The sequence below is a fragment of the Flavobacterium columnare NBRC 100251 = ATCC 23463 genome, assembly GCF_002530675.1.
Taxonomy (GTDB): Bacteria; Bacteroidota; Bacteroidia; order Flavobacteriales; family Flavobacteriaceae; genus Flavobacterium; species Flavobacterium columnare.
Genome location: NZ_PCMX01000008.1, coordinates 1 through 19,611, shown reverse-complemented (window position 1 = coordinate 19,611; position 19,611 = coordinate 1). Strand labels below are relative to the sequence as shown.

The following is a 19,611-nucleotide window of genomic DNA, read 5'->3' as shown; positions in this document are numbered from 1 at the left end:
TACCTAACATTTAAAATCAAAAATCTATTATGACTTTTCAAGGCGTACTTACCAAAATGCAAACGGAGTTTGTTAATCCCATTGAATACTATCTAGTCTTTGAAAATTCTTTTTTAAATCTTAATCAGTTATTAGGTAAATCAATTGAGTTTCTTCATGTTGGTTATCAGTGTTTAGAATGTGGGAAAGAAAAAAAAATTTTCAGACAAGGTTTTTGTTATGATTGTTTTATGGCAAGTGCATCAGCGGGTGATTGGATTATGAAGCCTGAATTAAGTAAAGCGCATTTAGATATTGAAGATCGCGATTTAGAATATGAAAAAAAAGTACAATTACAACCTCATATAGTATATTTGGCTCTATCAAGTGAAGTGAAAGTAGGGGTAACAAGAAAAACGCAAGTACCTACTCGATGGATAGATCAGGGAGCTGTACAGGCTATTCCGGTTGTTGAAGTTCCAAATCGTTATTTGGCAGGTATAACTGAGGTGGCATTAAAAAAAAGATATGCTGACAAAACAAACTGGCAACGTATGTTAAAAAATGAAGTGCCTGAAGTAGATTTGATAGCAGAGCGTAATAATTTACAATTTATTTTGCCTCAAGAGGTACATGAGTATTATCATCCTATTGCAGATGATTTATATAAAATTCAGTATCCCGTTTTAGAATATCCTAAAAAAGTAGTGAGTTTGAATTTAGAAAAAACACCACATTATACAGGAATTTTAAAAGGAATTAAAGGGCAATACTTAATATTTGAAGACAATACTGTTTTTAATATTAGAACCTATGAAGGTTACGTAGTAAAGATTGATCTATAATATTTTTTATACAATATAAAAAAATACAAAAACTGAGAGTGTCCAAACGGGTACAATCCTACTTCTTTAAACCAAAGAGAGGTTTGAATAAAGTGAACAGGAAAAGTCAAATTATGGTGTTGATAATCTGATTTTTCCTGTTGTGTAAAAGATAAACTAGAGATTAATAGATCCCTTTTTAGACATCCACAGCTCTTTGTTTTTAATAATTAATTATTTTTTTCTACCAAAAAGACCCTCAAGAACTTGGTTAGCTGTATTTTTAATAGCTTCTTTTTTAGGATCTTTTGTAGATGTTGAATCTTTTCCTTTTTTATTTCCTCCTAGAATGTTGCTAAGAGCATCAACTCCCTGATTAAGATATTTGTCTTTTTGTGACTTCGCAATTTGTAAGGCTAAGTTGGAGCTTGCTTGTTTTAGGTCTGTAGTTACTTTTGGTGATTTAAAATTACCTGTCATCAACGCGTTAATAGGAACACTTTCAATTCTTGATGCTTCGTTAGGACTCAGTTTTGCTAATAACTTATTTACATCACCTCCTAGATATTTAGCTGGTACATCTAATTTGATATTGTAATTCATGTTTTGATCAAAACCATGTGTGCCACCTACTTCAGCTACGATGTCCTGATATTTTATTTTAAATGGTTTAACAATTACACGTCCTTTATCAAATGCTAAATTGGCTTTAATATCATTTAAATTGATTTTTTTGATGTCTAAAAACTTTAATTGAGATCCTAATGCACTAAGCATTTGTGAATTATTAGCATTTATTGAAGCAGAAAGTAATTGTCCTAATAAGTCCCCTGTTAAAGTCTTAATATCTGGAGTTAATTCAACAGCATCTAAATTACCATTTAGCTTAATAGTAGAATTAAGCTTTCCAGTGATAGCTCCTGCTATAGGTGCAATATTTTTTAGTAGATTTAATTGAGTAAAAGATTGGGTAATATCCACCTTGTCGAGGTTTAAATTCATATTAAATGTTGGAATATTGCCTTTTGTAGATACAAGTCCATTAAAACCAATAGTGCCGTTAAAGATGTCTGTTTTTACGTTTTGTAACGAAACAGTTTCATTTTTAATCATCATTTTACCTGATACATTTTTAAGTGTTAAATTATCATATACAACTGTGTTTGCTTTTGCGCTAATTGTACAATCAAGAAAAGCGGGTATTTTAACGGCTTCTTTTTTTCCTTTTTTAACAGAAGAGTTTGCTCCGCTGTTAGAGGTGTTTGAATTAGGATTGTTTGTTGAGTTTACTGGAGCAGGAGCCATAAAATCGGCAACATATAACTGGTTTGAGCCCATATTAAAATTACCTTTTAAGGTTTGTTTTCTGAAGAAAAAGCCATAGAAATTTTCTAGTATACCATTTATCTTTAAGTCCGAACTCCCTGTTTTCATATCTAATTGATTCAGTTTAATCTGGCTATTCGTAAAACTAACCTGAGCTAGTTTTATTTGAACTGGTTTAGCCATCTCAGGACCGGTATAATTAAATCCAGTTAAATGCAAGGTACCAGCATTTTTAATTTTTTCATATTCATTCTTTTCAACAGCCTGCATGTTAAATTCTGTTGTTATGTCTGCTTTTAGAATTCCAGAAAGGGGTTTGTCTATTTTTATAGGGTACGCTTTTGTGAAATTGCCTAGATTAATAGTTCCTTTTAGAGCTGCGTTAACATGTGGATTCGTAGCTACATTTTTGATAGACGCTTTTGCGTTAAAAATGTCTTGATCTATTTGAAAAGATAACTGGTCTAGATTTACATACGTATCATTTAAAGCGCCGCTATCGTTAATTATTTTAGTGTCAATTACAATGTTTCGGACTGATTTTGGAAGTTGGGGATATTGAAAAGAAGCATTATTAGATGCTATAGCAATATTAAATGTAGGGATTATATTTTCTTTTAGTTTTCCTTTTACCTTACCATTTATTGTAAAATCGCCTGATGTTTTTACGGTTTCTAAATTGCCTGCATATTGCGCAGGGACAAGACCTAAGAAGTTTTTAAAAGAAGAGGTAGGTGTTTTAAAAGTTAAGTCATAAAGTTGTTCCCCTTGTAGCATTTGTATAAACCCATTGAACTCTAGAGGAAGTTCGTTGATTTTTGCCTTATTTTCCTTAAAGGTATACTTATTAGCAGATAAGTCTATTCCTAATACGGCATCTAATGTAATGACTACATTTTTCATATAGTTCATTTTATCCATGTCAAGAGAAACTTTAGCAACAGATTGAGTTTCTAAATCTAATTTTTGAGAGCCAAAGTCTCCTTTTCCGCTATGTTGTATACTGTCTAAAACCATTTTAATTTTGGAACGCTCATCATAGAATTTAAAACGAAAATTTTCAACAGCATAATTTTGTATGTTCATTGAAAATGGTTCGCTTTTTTCATTAGTAGTAGAAGGGTCATTCGTTTTTTTAGCAATATCAAAATTTCCTTTGCCTTCTTTATTGAAAAGGATATTGGCTAACCCGTTTTTAATGCTGATTGACTCTAGGGACATGGGGTCTTTTTTGTCTTTCCAAAGTTCAGTTACAGACATTTTTAGATTTAGTTCGTCAAAAGCAACAAGGGTATCCCCTTCAAAAGGCGCATGATTTATGATGATAAATTTTTGTAAGGAAATAGTAGCTTTTGGGAAACTTTTAAATAAGCTTATATCAGCATCAGCAAATGCAACTTTGGCATTTAGATTTTCATTAATGGTTTCTTGAATTTTGGCTTTTATTGTATCTTTAAAAAATAATGGAATGCAGGCTAAAACCCCAATTATCATTAATAGAGAGGCTCCAATACCTATAAAAATTTTCTTTTTCATTTTATAATCTTTTTTGAAATTGTATCTTGTAAAGCTTTTTAGCTTACACACAAAAATACATAAAAAAAATCCGCTTTAATATGAAAACGGATTTTTGTATTATACGTTAATTTATTTTTAACTCATAAGGAAGTATTAATTGCATCCCCTTTCGATTATTCATTCGTTTTATTTGATGAATCATTTCTAAACCTTCTTCGCCAATTTGTTCTTTTAAGAGATTTTCGCGAGTTTTAAAGAAACTTATAAATCCGCTCTTTTCAAATTCATCAAAGAAATTTTTTTCAAATTCAGGATACGATATTGTGTTATAATCTTTTGCTTTCGAAATAGTAGCTGCGTAAGCTATGGCATCGTCTAGTCCTCCAATTTGGTCTACTAATCCAATTCTAAGGGCATCAGAGCCACTCCAAACACGGCCTTGTGCTATAGCATCTACTTGTTCAAAAGTCATTTTACGCCCTTTAGCCACACGGTTTACAAATGTTTTATAAATATTTTCAACACCCTCTTGTGTAAAGTTCCTAAAATCAGTGTCTATTGGTTCAAAAACACTATATCCCGATGCGTTTTTATGAGTTTCTACCGTTTCTGTATTGATACCATATCGTTTGCTGATTTCGGATAAGTTTGGTAGCATACCAAAAACTCCAATAGAACCAGTTATTGTACTTGATTCCGCAAAGATTTTGTTGGCATTACAAGCTATGTAATAACCTCCAGATGCAGCCAGATTGCCCATAGATACAATTACTGGTTTTGTTTTTTTGGTTAGTTCTATTTCTCTCCAAATTAAATCAGAGGTTAGGGCGTTTCCTCCAGGACTATTAATGCGTAATACAATAGCCTTGATGTCTTGGTCTTCACGAGCTTCTTTTAATGATCTTTTCATAGAGCCTTCTCCCACAGTATTTAGATCCCCTTCTCCCGAACCTATCTCACCTTGTGCATAAATAACAGCAATTTTTTCACCTAAACTAAATTCTTCATTACTAGCTAATTCTTTGGAATAATCAAGGATTGTTACAGTGTTATAATCTTCGTTATTAGCTACTTTTAATCTTTTTTTGATGTCTTGATGATAAATGTCTTCGTATGCTACTATATCTACTAGCTTATGACGTTTTGCTAACTCAGGTGTACGGGCTAACAAATCAGTTGCTATTGCATTCAAATCCATTACAGATACGTTTCTTGATTGAGCTATATCCTCAACTACAGCCTTCCAAATAGAATTTAAAAAAGTACTAATTTGTTCACGATTTTCAGAACTCATAGTGTTCGTCAAGAAAGGTTCAACAGCACTCTTGTATTTTCCATGTCGGATTACCTCCATTTTGATGCCTGTTTTATCTTGAAAATCTTTAAAATACATTACTTCGCTAGATAAGCCTTTAAACTCTAATTCGCCAACAGGATTTAAATAAATTGTATTGGCAACAGAGTTTAGATAGTATTCTTTTTGTGAATAGGTATTGCCGTACGCTAATATAAATTTTCCTGATTTTTTAAAGTCTTCTAGTTGATCTCTAAGAGCTTTGGTTTGAGCAATACCCAGATTGAGCGTGTTGTTTAAAATAGAAATTCCTTTTATTTTGGTGTCTTCTTTAGCCTGTTGGATTGCTTTTAATATATCTGTTAAGCCTTCCCCTTTTCCTTTCTCGTTTAAAAAAGGCATATCTTCATAATTAAACTTTCCAGCATAATCTTCCGTTATTTTTTCTAAATTTAATATCAGTACGGAATTGTCTTTAATTTCTATTTTTTCTTTTCCGCCAGCTAGTAAAGTGCCTAGTATAATAATGCTAAAAAAGCAGATCATGCAGAATATGAAAAGACCAATTATGCTTGCTAATACATTTTTTAAAAAATTCATTGTTTTGTTTTTTACAGATTAGTGTTTAAAAAATTAAAAAAGTTACATGAAAAAATAAGTTATTAACACAGATGCAAATATACTTCTATTCTCCAATTCTTTTTAGTTACTTTGCCAAGCATGGGAATACAAAAAAAAGTTATATTATCTTTAGGGAGTAATCAAGGGGAGAAACTTGATCATATAATGACTTGTATACAGTTGATTCATAATAAAATTGGATTGGTTCTACAAGTGTCAAAGTTGTATGAAACACCTGCTTGGGGGTTTGAAAGCGATGCTTTTTATAATTGTGCAATACTTATTCATACCTCTTTTACGCCTGAACAAGTTTTAAGGAAAATAGGAGGTATAGAAAAAGAAATGGGTCGTCAAAGGAAGAAAGAAGTAGGCTATGAATCCCGTATTATTGATATAGATATTGTAGCGTTTGATGATCAGGTATTAAATACTGAAAATTTAATAATTCCGCATCTTCACATGCAAAACAGACGTTTTGTGTTGTACCCTATGAAGGATCTTGGGGTAGAATGGGTGCATCCTGTTTTGTGCAAAAATATAGATCGTTTGTTGTTAGACTGTCCAGATACTAGCTCTTGTGAAGTAGTTGCTGAACTAACGGCTCCTATTAAACAGTTTGATGTAGATAAACTAAATTACATAGCTATAGAAGGAAATATTGGAGCAGGTAAGACTACTTTAGCTTCCAAAATAGCAGCAGATTTTAATGCTAAATTAGTTTTAGAACGTTTTGCAGATAATCCTTTTTTGCCTAAATTTTACAAAGACCAAGGACGTTATGCTTTCCCATTAGAAATGTCATTTTTGGCGGATCGTTACCAACAGTTAGCTGACGATCTGTCGCAATTTGATCTTTTTGCAGATTTTGTAGTGGCAGATTATCATATTTTTAAATCCTTGATTTTTGCAAAGGTTACGTTACAAGGTGATGAGTTTCGCCTTTATAAAACCCTATTTGATATTATTTATAAAGAAATGCCCAAACCTGATTTATACGTATACTTATATCAGAACACCGATAGATTACTCAAAAATATAAAAAAGAGAGGGCGTAGTTATGAACAAGAAATACCTGCAGAATATTTAGATAAAATTAATAAAGGGTATTTAGATTATATTAAAACGCAATTAGGATTAAATGTATTAGTAATAGATGTTTCTGATTTGGATTTTGTAAAACGACAGGAGGATTATGTAATTATCTTGCAAAAAATACAAGAAAAATTAAATTGCTAGAAACACTGAAAAGGATTAAAGGGATTTTATATAAAAACCTTTAATCCTTTTTATTTTTTGTTTAGTTTGCAAAACAAATCCCAGACAACAATACCTGTACTTACAGAAATATTCAAAGAATGTTTAGTGCCCAGTTGAGGTATTTCAATGGCTCCATGGCAAAGTTTTACAGCTTCTTGATTTACTCCAAAAACTTCATTTCCAAAAACCAAAGCATATTTTTTAGTAAGTTTAGGTTGAAATTGATCAAGGAATATTGCGTTTTCAACTTGTTCAATAGCATATACTTCAACTTCTTCTTTTTTAAGATTTTCAATAACCTCTAACACGTCTTTATGGTATTCCCAACAAACCGTTTCAGTTGCTCCTAAAGCTGTTTTATGAATTTCTTTGTTAGGAGGCGTGGCGGTAATTCCACATAAATAGATCTTTTCAATTAAAAAAGCATCACTTGTTCTAAATACAGAACCAATGTTGTGAAGGCTTCGTATATCGTCTAATATGATAATAAGAGGTGTTTTTTGAGCTTCTTTGAACTCCTCTACTGTTTTGCGTTCTAATTCGCTATTCTCAATTTTTCTCATCGGACAAATTTACATTTCTTTCGATAATAAATAATGTTGTTTTGTATATACTGTTGTTAATTCGTTAGTATTATCTATGATAAGGAAGGGGTATAAATTGCTGTTTTAGTAGAATGAAACAAAAAAGCCCTCCAAGGAGAGCTTTATAAATCTTTAAAAAAGCTTTTAATTACTGTACAGTCGGACCTGTTGGTTTAGCATCTAGAGGGCTAGTTGGTGCTGGTTTAGCCACAACATTACCTGTAATGTGCAATACTTTGGTAGGATTATCTTTCATGTTTGTAGTAACCGTTACCGATTTGTTAATAGCTCCTACACGGTTTGTATCATATTTAACACCAATTACAGCTTTTGCTCCTGGAGCAATTGGCTCTTTAGGAAAAGAAGGAACAGTACAACCGCAAGAACCTTGAGCGTTTGAAATAACCAATGGTTCGCTACCATTGTTAACAATAACAAATTCTCTTTTTCCGTCAGCACCTTGTTCAATTGTACCATAGTCTATAGTTTCTTTTTCTACATACATCCCAGGGCCTGATACTTTTGTAATTTCAAATTTTGTTTCTTCTGTTTTTTTAGCTACTTCCATTTTTGCTTTTGAAGCGGCCTTTTTTGCTTTTTCTTGAGCATTAGATGATAAATTTCCTAAAAATACTATTGTTGCTACTGCTAGTATTGCCTTTTTCATAATTGACTTGTAATTAGTTATACACAAATGTAAAAATATTTGATCAAATATTACGCCAAAATAAGTAAATTCGTCGCGATTAATCAAAAAAATTAACGTTTTGTCAGTAAAAGCTAAAACACCTAAGGAAACTCCTCTAATGAAGCAGTATAACGAGATTAAGGCTAAATATCCAGATGCTTGTTTGTTGTTTAGAGTGGGTGATTTTTACGAAACCTTTGGAGAGGATGCTGTTCGCACAGCTCGTATTTTAGGAATCACTTTAACAAAAAGAGGGAGTGGAACAGAAAGTGAAACGGCCTTGGCGGGGTTTCCACATCACTCTTTAAATACGTATTTGCCAAAATTGGTAAAGGCGGGTTTACGTGTGGCTATTTGTGATCAGTTGGAAGATCCCAAAATGACCAAGACTATTGTAAAACGCGGAGTAACAGAGTTAGTTACTCCTGGTGTTTCTATGAATGATGAGGTGTTGATGTCTAAATCTAATAACTTTTTGGCTTCTGTTTATTTTGGTAAGAAACAATTAGGTGTGGCTTTTTTAGATGTATCAACAGGCGAGTTTTTAACTTCTGAAGGAAATGCGGATTATGTAGATAAATTATTGCAAAATTTTAATCCAAGTGAGATTTTAGTTCCTAAGCAGAATAAGAAAGAATTTGTAGGACTTTTTGGTGAAAATTTTCACGCCTTTTATCTTGAAGATTGGGTATACAAACAAGACTATGCAACTGAAAGTTTGATTAATCATTTTCAAACCAATTCTCTAAAAGGTTTTGGAATAGAAGAGTTAGAGCATGGTGTTATTGCTTCAGGAGCTATTTTGTATTATTTATCCGAAACCCAACATAATAAAATTCAGCATATAACCTCTATTCACCGCATTGCAGAAGATGCTTACGTTTGGATGGATCGTTTTACTATTCGTAATTTAGAGTTATATCATAGTTATAATCCTAACGCTGTTACCTTGTTAGATGTAATAGATCGTACTCTTTCTCCTATGGGAGGACGCTTGTTAAAACGATGGTTAGCTCTTCCGCTAAAAGATATAAATAAGATTAAAGGACGCCATGAAGTAGTTGGTTATTTTAAAGATAATCAAGATCTATTGTGTCAAGTTCAACAACAGATTAAGCAGATATCAGATCTAGAACGTTTGATATCTAAAGTGGCAGCTGGAAGAGTTTCGCCAAGAGAATTAGTGTATTTAAAAGATTCTTTAGATGCTATTGAACCAGTTAAGACACTTGCTTTAAAAAGCACTCAGGAGGCGGTGAAAGTAATAGGGGATAGTTTGCATGCTTGTGAATTGCTAAGAGAAAAAATTAGTAATACACTAAATCCAGATGCACCAGTGGCAATTAATAAAGGAAATGCCATTGCGCTAGGAGTAAATGAAGAATTAGATGAATTACGAAATATTTCAAATTCAGGGAAAGAGTTTTTGGAAGCAATAGAAAAAAGAGAATCTGAAAAAACTGGTATACCATCTTTGAAAATTTCTTTTAATAATGTTTTTGGATATTATATAGAAGTTCGGAATACACATAAAGACAAAGTGCCTTCAGAGTGGATTCGTAAGCAAACATTGGTAAATGCAGAACGCTATATAACAGAGGAATTAAAAGAATACGAATCAAAAATATTAGGAGCCGAAGAAAAAATTCATCAATTAGAAATGTCTTTGTTTGAACAGTTAGTAACTTGGGTTGCAACCTATATTAAGCCTGTTCAGCATAATGCTAACCTCATTGCTCAGTTGGATTGTTTGACTTCGTTTGCGCAACAAGCAATTGAAAACAATTACGTGTGTCCAGAAATTAACGATACGTATGTATTAGATATAAAAAACGGACGCCATCCAGTTATTGAAAAACAATTGCCTATAGGAGTGCCGTATATAGCCAATGATGTGTATCTTGATCGAGACCTCCAACAAGTGGTTATGATTACAGGGCCTAATATGTCAGGAAAATCAGCTATACTAAGACAAACAGCGCTTATTGTTTTATTGGCACAAATGGGGAGTTTTGTACCCGCTGAAGCCGTAACTATGGGCGTGGTTGATAAGATATTTACGCGTGTGGGAGCTAGTGACAATATATCTATGGGGGAGTCAACCTTTATGGTGGAAATGAATGAAACCGCATCAATCCTAAATAATATATCCAATAGAAGCTTAGTTTTGTTGGATGAAATAGGGAGAGGAACGAGTACGTATGATGGTGTGTCTATTGCATGGGCTATTGCAGAGTTTTTACATGAAAATCCAGCACAACCCAAAACACTTTTTGCTACTCATTATCATGAACTTAATGAGATGACAGAAACGTTAACTCGAATTCAAAACTATAATGTGTCTGTAAAAGAATTAAAAGACAATGTGCTATTTATCCGTAAATTAGAAAAAGGAGGAAGTGCGCATAGTTTTGGTATTCACGTGGCTAAAATGGCTGGAATGCCGCAAACAGTTATACAAAGAGCGGGTAAGATTCTAAAAAAATTAGAAAAAAATCATTCTTCGGAGGTTTTAAACGGTAAAACAGCACAAGGGAACTTAGGCAATGAAGAAGAAGAAATGCAACTAAGTTTTTTTAATTTAGATGATCCTTTGTTGCAAGAAATAAAAGAAGAAATTCAGAATTTAGATATTAATACCTTGACTCCCGTAGAAGCTTTAATGAAACTAAATGAAATCAAGCGTATGCTTGCAAAAAAATAATTTTTTAGAAATTTAAAGAATTGAATCTTAAATATTTAAAAAAAGTTTTGATTTTTTTTTATTTAAGTATTTGTAAATACTGATTCTTGTTGTATATTTGCACTCGCAATACGGAAGTAAGGCAATGTTCTTTAAATTAAATGCGAAAATAGCTCAGTTGGTAGAGCGCAACCTTGCCAAGGTTGAGGTCGCGGGTTCGAACCCCGTTTTTCGCTCTGTTACTAGAATAGCAACGCTCGAGTGGTGGAATTGGTAGACACGCTGGACTTAAAATCCAGTGAACATTAGTTCGTGCGGGTTCAAGTCCCGCCTTGAGTACAAAAAATCCTTTCAAAAGTAGGAAAGGGATAAAGTAATTTAATTACTTTATATACGTTCATGGTTGCATAAGTTTTAAAAAATATACGCTCGAGTGGTGGAATTGGTAGACACGCTGGACTTAAAATCCAGTGAACATTAGTTCGTGCGGGTTCAAGTCCCGCCTTGAGTACTAAATTTTTAGAAGTATTTTTTAAACCAATTTGTAATTTACAGTGCTAATTAAATTTGCGAAAATAGCTCAGTTGGTAGAGCGCAACCTTGCCAAGGTTGAGGTCGCGGGTTCGAACCCCGTTTTTCGCTCTGTTACTAGAATAACAACGCTCGAGTGGTGGAATTGGTAGACACGCTGGACTTAAAATCCAGTGAACATTAGTTCGTGCGGGTTCAAGTCCCGCCTTGAGTACAAAGCCCTCTATTTATAGAGGGCTTTTTTTATGTCTTAAAGTTTTATTCTCCCAAAGCGATCAAGATAAAAGTTGTAGTTTTGTTATTACTAGAGAATGGAGTATGACGTGGATCAAGAACAAAAGTTGGAGATTATGCAAAAAGATTGGATAATCTGAATAAGAAGAAATCTATCTTTCTTACCCCTCTAAAGTGACTTCTAAAGGCTTTTATTTTAGCATTAAAAGATTCAGCAGCTGCATTAGTACTTCTAATCAAAGTAGTTTAGTATTGATTGATAATTGAGTGTTATTGTATTTAGAACAATGTTGAAGTTTTTAAATCCTGATTCTTTTACTGTTCTATATCAATGGGCTAATTTTAACATTGCAACATTTTTATCGTTATTGGTGTTGTAGATATTTCTTAATTGTTGAGATAAATGGTATGCTGTTTTTATCTCTGGATATAGTTCAAATAGAATTTCAGCTCTTTCTTGTTGGTTTATCGTCCATTTTTGGCGAGATTTATAGAGTAAATACCTGTGTTTAGCTAATAATTGCTTTGGGGAATCACCATTGGGTAAAATTTGTGGAATATGTGTTTTGTTTTCTGATTTTGCTTTTATTATGGCTTGATTTTCCATATCTATAGCTTTTCATCGGTATTTGATTCTGATTTCTTGTAAGGCTTCTAAGGCTCGTTTTTGGGCATGGAATCTATCGGTTACTTGTATTGCTTTTGGAAAACATTTTTTAGCTATCAATTTCATAGTATTGGCCATATCTAATGTTATTTCTTTGACACAATTTCTTTTTTCAGGATCAATTTTACGGATATGTTCTATGGCTTGATCATCCTTTGTTCCAGCAATAATAGCTACTAAGGAACTTTTTTTACCTTTGAATTTTTTGTTGGTTACAATAGTGTAAAGTTTCCCCTGAGACAAAGCTACTTCATCAATTGATAGATGTGTCCCCATATTTTGGGGATAAATAATCCATTGATGCGCGTGTTCTCTTGGTTCCCAAGAACTAAAGGAACTCAGATGCTTTTTATGCTGTCTTTGTAGTTTTTTACCCTTAACTCCAAAGAAACTACCAATAGTTTGAGAATCTATAGCTGTGTTATCGATTGATTTCTTTTAAAAAAGATGCAAATTCTTGCGTCATACGTGTTTCTTTAGCTACTAAATTCCAATCTCTTTTAACTATCTCACCTGTGTTTTTATTAGTCCAACGACGACGTTTTATGTGTAAATACACAAACTTTCCTCTTAGTGGAAAATCTTAAATTGTTATTTCGTCTGTCAAGTCTTTGGAGGCTAACTCTATGTTGTCAAACTCTTTTGGAGGTTTTGCTTTTTCTTCAAAATAAAGATGTAGGTTTTCTTCTGAATTATCAACTGAAATTATTTCAAAATAATCAACTAGAAAATCAGGAAGCATCAATTTTAAAAGAGTTATAGGGTCCATAATAGTGTTTAAATTTGACAAAAATCTCCTTTTTTAATTAAATTCTCCCCAACTTTTGTTCTTGATCCGATTTTTGACTTGATCCTTTTTTGCTACATTGTCAAAATAAAAAAAAACCACTAAAAATAGTGGTTTTAATGTGGTACCTCCAGGAATCGAACCAGGGACACACGGATTTTCAGTCCGTTGCTCTACCAACTGAGCTAAGGTACCAATAACTTTTTTGAACGTAATCATCTTGTGATTTGTGGTACCTCCAGGAATCGAACCAGGGACACACGGATTTTCAGTCCGTTGCTCTACCAACTGAGCTAAGGTACCATTTCTTGAAGCGTTAATGCTTCTCGAATGCGGATGCAAATATAGTAGCTTTTTTCATTTCTGCAAAACATTTTTTCAAAAAATCTATTTATATCTTTGTAAATAATTAAAAAGAAGTCATGGTTTTAGCGGTAGATATTGGAAATACAAGAGTTAAAGTAGCTGTTATAGAGAAAGATATGTTTTTAGAGTTAGCTTCTTTTTCACTTGAAAAAATTTTATCTGAAATGGAATTTTTTTTAGAGAAATATCCTTTATGCAAGGATTTAATACTCTCTTCTGTTGGTAAATTAGAAAAAAAGCAAATTGTTTGGCTTCAAAAAAAATGGAATGTTGTGCAGATTTCTAGAGAAAGCAAGTTTCCTTTTCTTAATCAATATGCAACTCCTAATACACTCGGAGTGGATCGTATGGTTTTAGCTGCGGGAGCTGTTTTGCAATTTCCGTTTCAAAATAGATTAATTATTGACGTAGGGACCTGTGTGACATACGATTTTGTAGATGAATACAATGTTTATCACGGCGGAGCTATTTCTCCAGGTTTTCGACTTCGTTATGCTTCTATGCATAATTATACAGCCCAGTTACCCTTGTTAGAACTAAATGAGCCGGAAGATTTAGTTGGCAACTCAAGCATTAGTTCCATGCACTCAGGTGTAGTTAATGGTTTGAGTTTTGAAATTGATGGTTACATTGATGAGCTAAAAAAAGATAAAGAAAAATTTATAATAATTTTAACGGGAGGAGATGCTAATTTTTTGGCTAAACGATTAAAAAATACCATATTTGCGAATTCAAATTTTTTATTAGAAAGTTTGAATCATATATACCAATACCAAATACAATGTTTAGAAAAATAATTTCAGGGACTTTGTTCCTTTTTACTTTGCAAAATACCGCACAGACAGGTTCGGCTTCATTTTATTCATCTTACGGTCTTGGTGAGACTAAGTTTGCTAATTCAGTTGAAAATCGTTCAATGGGAGGAATAGGTGTTGTTATGGATAGTATTCATATTAACTTTCAGAACCCCGCAAGTTTATCTAATATGAAGTTAACGACCTTATCAATGGGAGGTGCTTTTTCAAAAGTAAATTTTAGAAATACTTCTATTGAAGAAAAAGCCCAACGAGTTACCTTTGATTATCTGACGGCAGCCTTTCCTTTAACGAATAAGTTAGGAGTAGGGATAGGATTATATGCAAACTCCTATGTGGGATATAAAATTAATGCCAAAGAAGGTTTTAACACCCGTAATCTAGAAGGATTAGGAGGTATGAATAGAGCCTATATTTCTTTAGGGTATAAGATAAGTCCCAAATTTAGTCTAGGAGCTGAGTTTGATTATGATTTTGGGATAATTAAGAAAGATATAATATTTTTTCACGATTCAAATGCTAATGCAACTTTTGAGCGTTCAGAATATCAAGTTAGAGGAGGAAATGTTCGGTTAGGAGGGTTTTATAAAACAAAAATTTCTCAATACGATTTTGTTACCTCAGGAACCGTTGATCTGCCCTTAGGATTAAAGGTGCTAGAAACCAAGAATAAAGGTTTGATATATACAGTTACAGGAGCTGAGCTTAACTTTGGTACAGAACAAAAAAATTCATTTAGAAATAATCGAAACCAATTTTCTTTTGGATCTTCTTTTGGAATTGATAAAAAATGGGCCATTGGTTTTGAGTCTTCATTTGCCACTAAGGGAGATTTAGAACTAGATGATAATAAATCTTTAGCAGGAGAAGAAAAAGCCAAAATTGCTTTAGGAGGGTATTATATTCCTAAATACAATGCCTTTTCAGGTTACTTAAATCGTGTGGTATATCGTGGAGGACTTCGTTATGAAAATATTGGTGTTGTTGCTAAAGGAGAGTCTATAAGAGATAAAGCAATAACGCTTGGGGTAGGCCTACCATTAGGAGGCACTTTTTCTAATGTAAATATAGGCTTTGAGTATGGACAAAAAGGAACTACAGCATCAGTCCTTATAAAGGAAAATTATATAAATTTTTCTATAGGATTGTCGTTTAATGATAGATGGTTTGTAAAACGTAAATATGATTAATCTTTTTCAAAAAAAAGGAGTCTTTAAAGTGGTGCTATTTTTAATAGCTTCACTTTTTTTTGTGTCTTGTGAAAACAGTATAAATGAAGTTCGGAAAATCAATATTACATCAATTAAGCCTATAGGTGAAATTGAAAAATTCAATCTAAAATACACTGATTCAGGCAGGATTAAAGCCGTCTTAATTTCACCTAAAATGCTAGATTATAGTACAGCAGAATTTCCCTTTAATGAATTTCCAGAGGGATTAAATTTGTCGGTTTATGATGAAATGGGCAATAAGAGTTTAGTGACCTCTAAATATGCAATAATTTACAACAAAACGAATCTAATAGAATTAGATCAAAATGTAATGATTACAACTCATGATGGAAAACGTTTGGAAACCGAACAATTGTACTATGACCAAAAGAATGAATGGTTTTTTACCCAAAAACCATTTAGATTTACCAATAATGGAAGCGTTATTAATGGGGTAGGGATTGATTTTAGTAAGGATTTTAGTCACTTAGATACTCAAAATATACAAGGAACGTATAGTTTGTAGTTAATAAAATCTTTAAAAAGACAAGGTTAAAGAATAAAAAATACTAATACTTAAGATCTAATATCTTGATTACAATAAAAAAGTACTGAACTTATGAAATATATGAAATATACCCAATACGCCTATTTGGTTGCAGCAGTTTTTCTGTTTTATGATACCTATATCAAAATAAATTCAGGGAATGATATGCCCTATTTAACTTTTTTTTTAGGATTGGGTGCTGTTGCTATGTTTTTCTTTAGGAGAAATTTTGCTAAGAAATTTGAAAAAAAAGATAATAATTTAGAAAAAAACAAACTTTAAGCTAAAATAAAAGCGAACTTATTTTATTATTTCATAGATAGTTGTATTTTCGCCAACTGAATTAAAAAATTAAGATATAAAATGGCAGTTTTATCAAAAATTAGACAGCGTTCTCTATTGGTAGCCGGGATTGTAGGTTTGTCATTATTTGCATTCGTAATAGGTGCCTTAATTGAAAATGGGACTTCTATGTTCAGTTCAAGAAATGCAGGTACTATTAACGGTGTAGATATTACTTTTGAAGATTTTAGAAATAAAGTAGATGCTTTACAAAAAAGTCAACAAGGAGTTTCTTTTACACAAGCGGGTAATAGTATTTGGGAACAAGAAATTAGAAGAGTTTTATTAGAAGACCAGTTTGAAAAAACAGGTTTAAGAATTGGGGATGATCAATTGATTAATGTAATTAAAGAAGATCCACAATTTTCTCAAAACCCACAGTTTTTAAATGCAGCAGGCAAATTTGATAAAGCGAAATTCAATGAGTTTTTAAACTCTATGAAAAAGCAGCCTGAATCATGGAATCAGTGGTTGAACTATGAAAAATCAGTAGCTCAGTTTGCAAAAGAGCAAATGTATAATTCAATGGTTAAAGGGGCTTATTATACGACACAAGCAGAGGGTAAGTTTAACTATGAATTAGAAAATAATAAAGTTACATTTGATTTAGTTTCTGTTCCTTATTCAACAATAGAAGATAAGAAAGTGGAATTAACAGATGAAGAAATTATTTCATATATGAAGAAAAATGAGAAGAAGTATAAGGCAGAACCTTCTCGTGAATTAGAGTATGTTGTAATTGAAGATAAACCATCAGCAGCTGATGAAAAAGCAGTTAAGGAGAAAGTAAATGCTTTAATGAACGCTTCAGTAATCTATAATGCTAAGACAGGTAAAAATGATACTGTGGCTGGTTTTCGTAATACATCAAACGTAATTGAGTTCGTAAATGCTAATTCAGATATTAAATATGATTCTACTTATATTGCTAAAAAAGATTTACCAGTAGATCACGCAGAAGCTTTATTTAACACTGCTCCTGGTACAACCTACGGTCCTTATATCTTTGGGCAATACTATTGTATTTCTAAATCTATGGGGAAGAAAGCAGGAATTAATGCTAAAGCGAGTCATATACTATTATCATTCAAAGGTTCAGCTGGTCCACAAGCAAATAGAACAAAAGAAGAAGCAAAAGCAAAAGCAACTGCTTTGTTAGCACAAGCGCAAGCTAATCCAAGTTCTTTCCCTATGTTAGCAATGACTAGTTCAGATGATAATTCTAAACAACAAGGGGGTGATTTAGGTTATTTTTCTAAGGGACAAATGACTAAAAACTTCGAAAACTTTGTGTTTGGAAACCCCGTAGGAAAAATAGGTTTAGTGGAAACAGAATTTGGATACCATATCATTCAAGTAACAGATAAACAAGATGGAGTTCGTTTGGCTACTATTGCTCAAAAAATTCTGCCTTCAGAAGCTACAAGTGATGCTGCATTCGCAAAAGCTTCTAAATTTGAAATATTAGCAAATGAAAAAGGTTTTGACACAGCAGTAAAAACAGAAAAACTAACCGTAGCACCAGCAGCAAGAGTGTTTGCTTTAGATGAAAATATTCCAGGAGTTGGCTTACAAAGAGAAATAGTACGTTGGGCGTTTACAGCAGATAAAGATGATGTTAAACGTTTTCAAACACCCAATGCACATGTTATTGCAAAAATAAAATCAATTAATGACTCAGGCTTAATGTCTATTGAAGAAGCAAAAAATGCTTTTGGATATAAATTAAGAAATGAGAAAAAAACCAAATTAATTGAAGAAAAAATGAAAGGAGCTACTTTAGAAGCTGTCGCTAAAGCAACAGGTTCGCCAGTAAAAGAAGCAAAAGACGTGTCAGCAGCAGGATCTTTCATTGAATCAGTAGGGCCTGAGCCGAAAGTAGTAGGGGCTGCATTTTCATTAAAAACTGGGGTAGTATCGCCTTTGATTGCAGGTAATTCAGGTGTTTTTAAAATAAAAGTAAAAGCAGCTAAAAAGGCAGCGCCATCTAAAGATTTTAAAGAAGTTATAGCACGTTTAGGAAGTCAATCTAAAGGGTCTTCAGCAAGTAGATTAATTTACTTGTTAAAACGTGATGCTAAAATTGAAGATAATAGAGCACAATTTAACTAATAGTCCTAAAACTATTATACATAAAAGAGGTTACCTTTAGGTAACCTCTTTTGTATTATTACAAATCATAAAATCATACTACTATACTGATTTTTATGCCCTCGATTTTAGAAATTGAATAACCATTAGACTTTGTGATAAAAATGAATATAAAACGCTTGAAAATCGGATAGAAAATTACTTTAATACAGCTTAATACCCAGAAAATTAAGCTGTGCCGTAATTATAGCTTATGAATTTTATACAAATGTTTTTCAAAGTGTTTTTAAAGTTTAAATAGTATAAGTTGTGATTTTTGGAAAATTTATTATAAGATATACAAAACATCTAAAACGATAAAAAAAATAAACTTCATTGTCATAAAAGCTTATTGGTTACTTTTTATTTTCATATAAATTTTTAAATCATAAATTGTTATGTGTTGCTGGATAAATTTACAAAAAACACACATGTGTAAATAAAAAAATAAAAAACAAATTACATTTAGTTAAATAATTAAAATATATTATTTAATGCGAAATTTTTAAATTTGCTAATAGAAAAAAAACAAATGTCATTGTATTCTGTTTTTAAACTTATGAACATCAGTTGGTCTGTACAGGTAGTACAAAAAGGAGACACCCTAAACTCCTTAGCTGAAAAATTTGCTACAAAAGACGGAGCCCATCTTCGAGCATCTCACAACCTATATTGCGCTTTAGAAGACTTATTAGAGGCAGAAGTAGCAGCCGGAAAATGGAGTAAAACCTACGACAAAGTAAAAATTTTAGACAAAAAATGCGTTACCGAAATATCCGAATTAATGTGCAGTACAGGAGGTAAAATAACGATTTTAAAACACGGACAACAAAGTCAAAGCAGTAAAAGCCAATCCACGAGAACAACATTTATACAACCCCATTATGAATTTTGAAGAATTTCAAGAAGAAATCAGCAGTAAAAACAACGAAGCTTGGTAATAAAAACACAAATATATAATGAAAAAAGGCATATCCGCAATATCAGGAGTAACCTCGCCCACAGTAGGCGAAAAATACACCTATCACATATCCGAATGGTACCCTAATACCCCGATATCCGAAAGAGAACAAGCAAAGGTTACCTGGGAACTATTCAAAAAAAGAAGCGATGGTAGATTTACCACCACCCATATTAAGAAAAAAGGAGACAGCAGTTTTACCTTTGGCGAATCCTCAGTAGGAGAAACCTACCGATTGGAAGGATA

At 32.5% G+C, this 19,611-nt stretch carries 15 protein-coding genes, 7 tRNA genes and 2 pseudogenes; 15 read left to right on the top strand and 9 right to left on the bottom strand.

Annotated features, from left to right (window positions below; genetic code table 11):
* The first annotated feature begins 29 nt into the window (after window positions 1-29).
* Entirely contained in the window at window positions 30-824 is a 795-nt protein-coding gene (locus B0A78_RS01535) for a DUF2797 domain-containing protein (RefSeq protein WP_065212971.1), read from the top strand.
* Window positions 825-1,037: 213 nt separating this feature from the next.
* Here the strand turns inward: B0A78_RS01535 and B0A78_RS01530 are convergent, their stop codons facing one another.
* The gene (locus B0A78_RS01530) at window positions 1,038-3,665 is read right to left on the bottom strand and encodes an AsmA-like C-terminal region-containing protein (protein WP_065212972.1); all 2,628 of its coding nucleotides are present in this window, start codon (window positions 3,663-3,665) and stop codon (window positions 1,038-1,040) included.
* A gap of 106 nt (window positions 3,666-3,771) precedes the next feature.
* The gene (gene sppA, locus B0A78_RS01525) at window positions 3,772-5,541 is read right to left on the bottom strand and encodes a signal peptide peptidase SppA (protein WP_077225657.1); all 1,770 of its coding nucleotides are present in this window, start codon (window positions 5,539-5,541) and stop codon (window positions 3,772-3,774) included.
* Between the two features lie 120 nt (window positions 5,542-5,661).
* Between sppA and folK the strand changes: the two genes are divergently transcribed.
* Window positions 5,662-6,798, top strand: a complete 1,137-nt coding sequence (gene folK / locus B0A78_RS01520) for a 2-amino-4-hydroxy-6-hydroxymethyldihydropteridine diphosphokinase (RefSeq protein ID WP_014164998.1) — start codon at window positions 5,662-5,664, stop codon at window positions 6,796-6,798.
* A 50-nt stretch (window positions 6,799-6,848) separates the two neighbouring features.
* Here the strand turns inward: folK and B0A78_RS01515 are convergent, their stop codons facing one another.
* Complete coding sequence (locus B0A78_RS01515; protein WP_014164997.1) at window positions 6,849-7,382, bottom strand: RNA methyltransferase; 534 nt, start codon at window positions 7,380-7,382, stop codon at window positions 6,849-6,851.
* Window positions 7,383-7,551: 169 nt separating this feature from the next.
* Window positions 7,552-8,070, bottom strand: a complete 519-nt coding sequence (locus B0A78_RS01510) for a DUF1573 domain-containing protein (protein ID WP_014164996.1) — start codon at window positions 8,068-8,070, stop codon at window positions 7,552-7,554.
* 139 nt (window positions 8,071-8,209) lie between these two features.
* Between B0A78_RS01510 and mutS the strand changes: the two genes are divergently transcribed.
* From mutS to B0A78_RS01480, 6 genes are all read left to right on the top strand, one after another.
* Window positions 8,210-10,795 carry a DNA mismatch repair protein MutS gene (gene mutS, locus B0A78_RS01505; RefSeq protein ID WP_097609315.1) on the top strand — a complete coding sequence of 862 codons (2,586 nt, stop codon included), beginning with the start codon at window positions 8,210-8,212 and terminating at the stop codon, window positions 10,793-10,795.
* 142 nt (window positions 10,796-10,937) lie between these two features.
* Window positions 10,938-11,010 (top strand) — tRNA-Gly (locus B0A78_RS01500).
* 19 nt (window positions 11,011-11,029) lie between these two features.
* A tRNA-Leu gene (locus B0A78_RS01495) sits at window positions 11,030-11,113 on the top strand.
* Window positions 11,114-11,201: 88 nt separating this feature from the next.
* Window positions 11,202-11,285 (top strand) — tRNA-Leu (locus tag B0A78_RS01490).
* Window positions 11,286-11,343: 58 nt separating this feature from the next.
* Window positions 11,344-11,416 (top strand) — tRNA-Gly (locus B0A78_RS01485).
* A 19-nt stretch (window positions 11,417-11,435) separates the two neighbouring features.
* Window positions 11,436-11,519 (top strand) — tRNA-Leu (locus tag B0A78_RS01480).
* 134 nt (window positions 11,520-11,653) lie between these two features.
* Here the strand turns inward: B0A78_RS01480 and B0A78_RS15050 are convergent.
* From B0A78_RS15050 to B0A78_RS01460, 5 genes and pseudogenes are all read right to left on the bottom strand, one after another.
* On the bottom strand, window positions 11,654-11,779 hold the full coding sequence (locus B0A78_RS15050; RefSeq protein WP_394798095.1) for a transposase: 126 nt from the start codon (window positions 11,777-11,779) through the stop codon (window positions 11,654-11,656).
* An 88-nt stretch (window positions 11,780-11,867) separates the two neighbouring features.
* Window positions 11,868-12,482: pseudogene (locus B0A78_RS01475) on the bottom strand (ISAon1 family transposase).
* Window positions 12,483-12,627: 145 nt separating this feature from the next.
* Window positions 12,628-12,975: pseudogene (locus B0A78_RS01470) on the bottom strand (ISAon1 family transposase N-terminal region protein).
* A gap of 140 nt (window positions 12,976-13,115) precedes the next feature.
* Window positions 13,116-13,188: transfer RNA gene (locus B0A78_RS01465), tRNA-Phe, on the bottom strand.
* Between the two features lie 35 nt (window positions 13,189-13,223).
* A tRNA-Phe gene (locus tag B0A78_RS01460) sits at window positions 13,224-13,296 on the bottom strand.
* 119 nt (window positions 13,297-13,415) lie between these two features.
* Here B0A78_RS01460 and B0A78_RS01455 point away from each other — a divergent pair.
* The 7 genes from B0A78_RS01455 to B0A78_RS01425 all read left to right on the top strand — a co-directional run.
* Window positions 13,416-14,156, top strand: coding sequence for a type III pantothenate kinase (locus tag B0A78_RS01455; RefSeq protein WP_014164992.1), 741 nt, complete (start codon window positions 13,416-13,418; stop codon window positions 14,154-14,156).
* Complete coding sequence (locus B0A78_RS01450) at window positions 14,141-15,364, top strand: hypothetical protein (RefSeq protein WP_065212975.1); 1,224 nt, start codon at window positions 14,141-14,143, stop codon at window positions 15,362-15,364. Before B0A78_RS01455 ends, B0A78_RS01450 begins: the two co-directional genes overlap by 16 nt.
* Window positions 15,357-15,911 (top strand): LPS export ABC transporter periplasmic protein LptC, encoded by a 555-nt coding sequence (lptC, locus tag B0A78_RS01445; protein WP_014164990.1) that lies wholly within the window; start codon window positions 15,357-15,359, stop codon window positions 15,909-15,911. Before B0A78_RS01450 ends, lptC begins: the two co-directional genes overlap by 8 nt.
* A gap of 93 nt (window positions 15,912-16,004) precedes the next feature.
* A complete protein-coding gene (locus tag B0A78_RS01440) occupies window positions 16,005-16,214 on the top strand; it encodes a hypothetical protein (RefSeq protein WP_041253187.1) in 210 nt (69 codons plus the stop codon).
* A gap of 81 nt (window positions 16,215-16,295) precedes the next feature.
* Complete coding sequence (locus B0A78_RS01435; RefSeq protein WP_077225656.1) at window positions 16,296-18,386, top strand: peptidylprolyl isomerase; 2,091 nt, start codon at window positions 16,296-16,298, stop codon at window positions 18,384-18,386.
* Between the two features lie 577 nt (window positions 18,387-18,963).
* Entirely contained in the window at window positions 18,964-19,299 is a 336-nt protein-coding gene (locus B0A78_RS01430) for a PAAR-like protein (RefSeq protein WP_231138906.1), read from the top strand.
* A gap of 64 nt (window positions 19,300-19,363) precedes the next feature.
* Window positions 19,364-19,611: hypothetical protein (locus B0A78_RS01425; RefSeq protein WP_133065777.1), on the top strand; the 248-nt coding region annotated here is incomplete at its 3' end.

What these genes read in the sequence shown, in the direction of transcription:
- B0A78_RS01535 (WP_065212971.1), top strand. Translation starts at nt 30, where the DNA reads ATGACTTTTCAAGGCGTACTTACCAAAATGCAAACGGAGTTTGTTAAT.
- B0A78_RS01530 (WP_065212972.1), bottom strand. Translation starts at nt 3,665, where the DNA reads ATGAAAAAGAAAATTTTTATAGGTATTGGAGCCTCTCTATTAATGATA.
- sppA (WP_077225657.1), bottom strand. Translation starts at nt 5,541, where the DNA reads ATGAATTTTTTAAAAAATGTATTAGCAAGCATAATTGGTCTTTTCATA.
- folK (WP_014164998.1), top strand. Translation starts at nt 5,662, where the DNA reads ATGGGAATACAAAAAAAAGTTATATTATCTTTAGGGAGTAATCAAGGG.
- B0A78_RS01515 (WP_014164997.1), bottom strand. Translation starts at nt 7,382, where the DNA reads ATGAGAAAAATTGAGAATAGCGAATTAGAACGCAAAACAGTAGAGGAG.
- B0A78_RS01510 (WP_014164996.1), bottom strand. Translation starts at nt 8,070, where the DNA reads ATGAAAAAGGCAATACTAGCAGTAGCAACAATAGTATTTTTAGGAAAT.
- mutS (WP_097609315.1), top strand. Translation starts at nt 8,210, where the DNA reads ATGAAGCAGTATAACGAGATTAAGGCTAAATATCCAGATGCTTGTTTG.
- B0A78_RS01455 (WP_014164992.1), top strand. Translation starts at nt 13,416, where the DNA reads ATGGTTTTAGCGGTAGATATTGGAAATACAAGAGTTAAAGTAGCTGTT.
- B0A78_RS01450 (WP_065212975.1), top strand. Translation starts at nt 14,141, where the DNA reads ATGTTTAGAAAAATAATTTCAGGGACTTTGTTCCTTTTTACTTTGCAA.
- lptC (WP_014164990.1), top strand. Translation starts at nt 15,357, where the DNA reads ATGATTAATCTTTTTCAAAAAAAAGGAGTCTTTAAAGTGGTGCTATTT.
- B0A78_RS01440 (WP_041253187.1), top strand. Translation starts at nt 16,005, where the DNA reads ATGAAATATATGAAATATACCCAATACGCCTATTTGGTTGCAGCAGTT.
- B0A78_RS01435 (WP_077225656.1), top strand. Translation starts at nt 16,296, where the DNA reads ATGGCAGTTTTATCAAAAATTAGACAGCGTTCTCTATTGGTAGCCGGG.
- B0A78_RS01430 (WP_231138906.1), top strand. Translation starts at nt 18,964, where the DNA reads ATGAACATCAGTTGGTCTGTACAGGTAGTACAAAAAGGAGACACCCTA.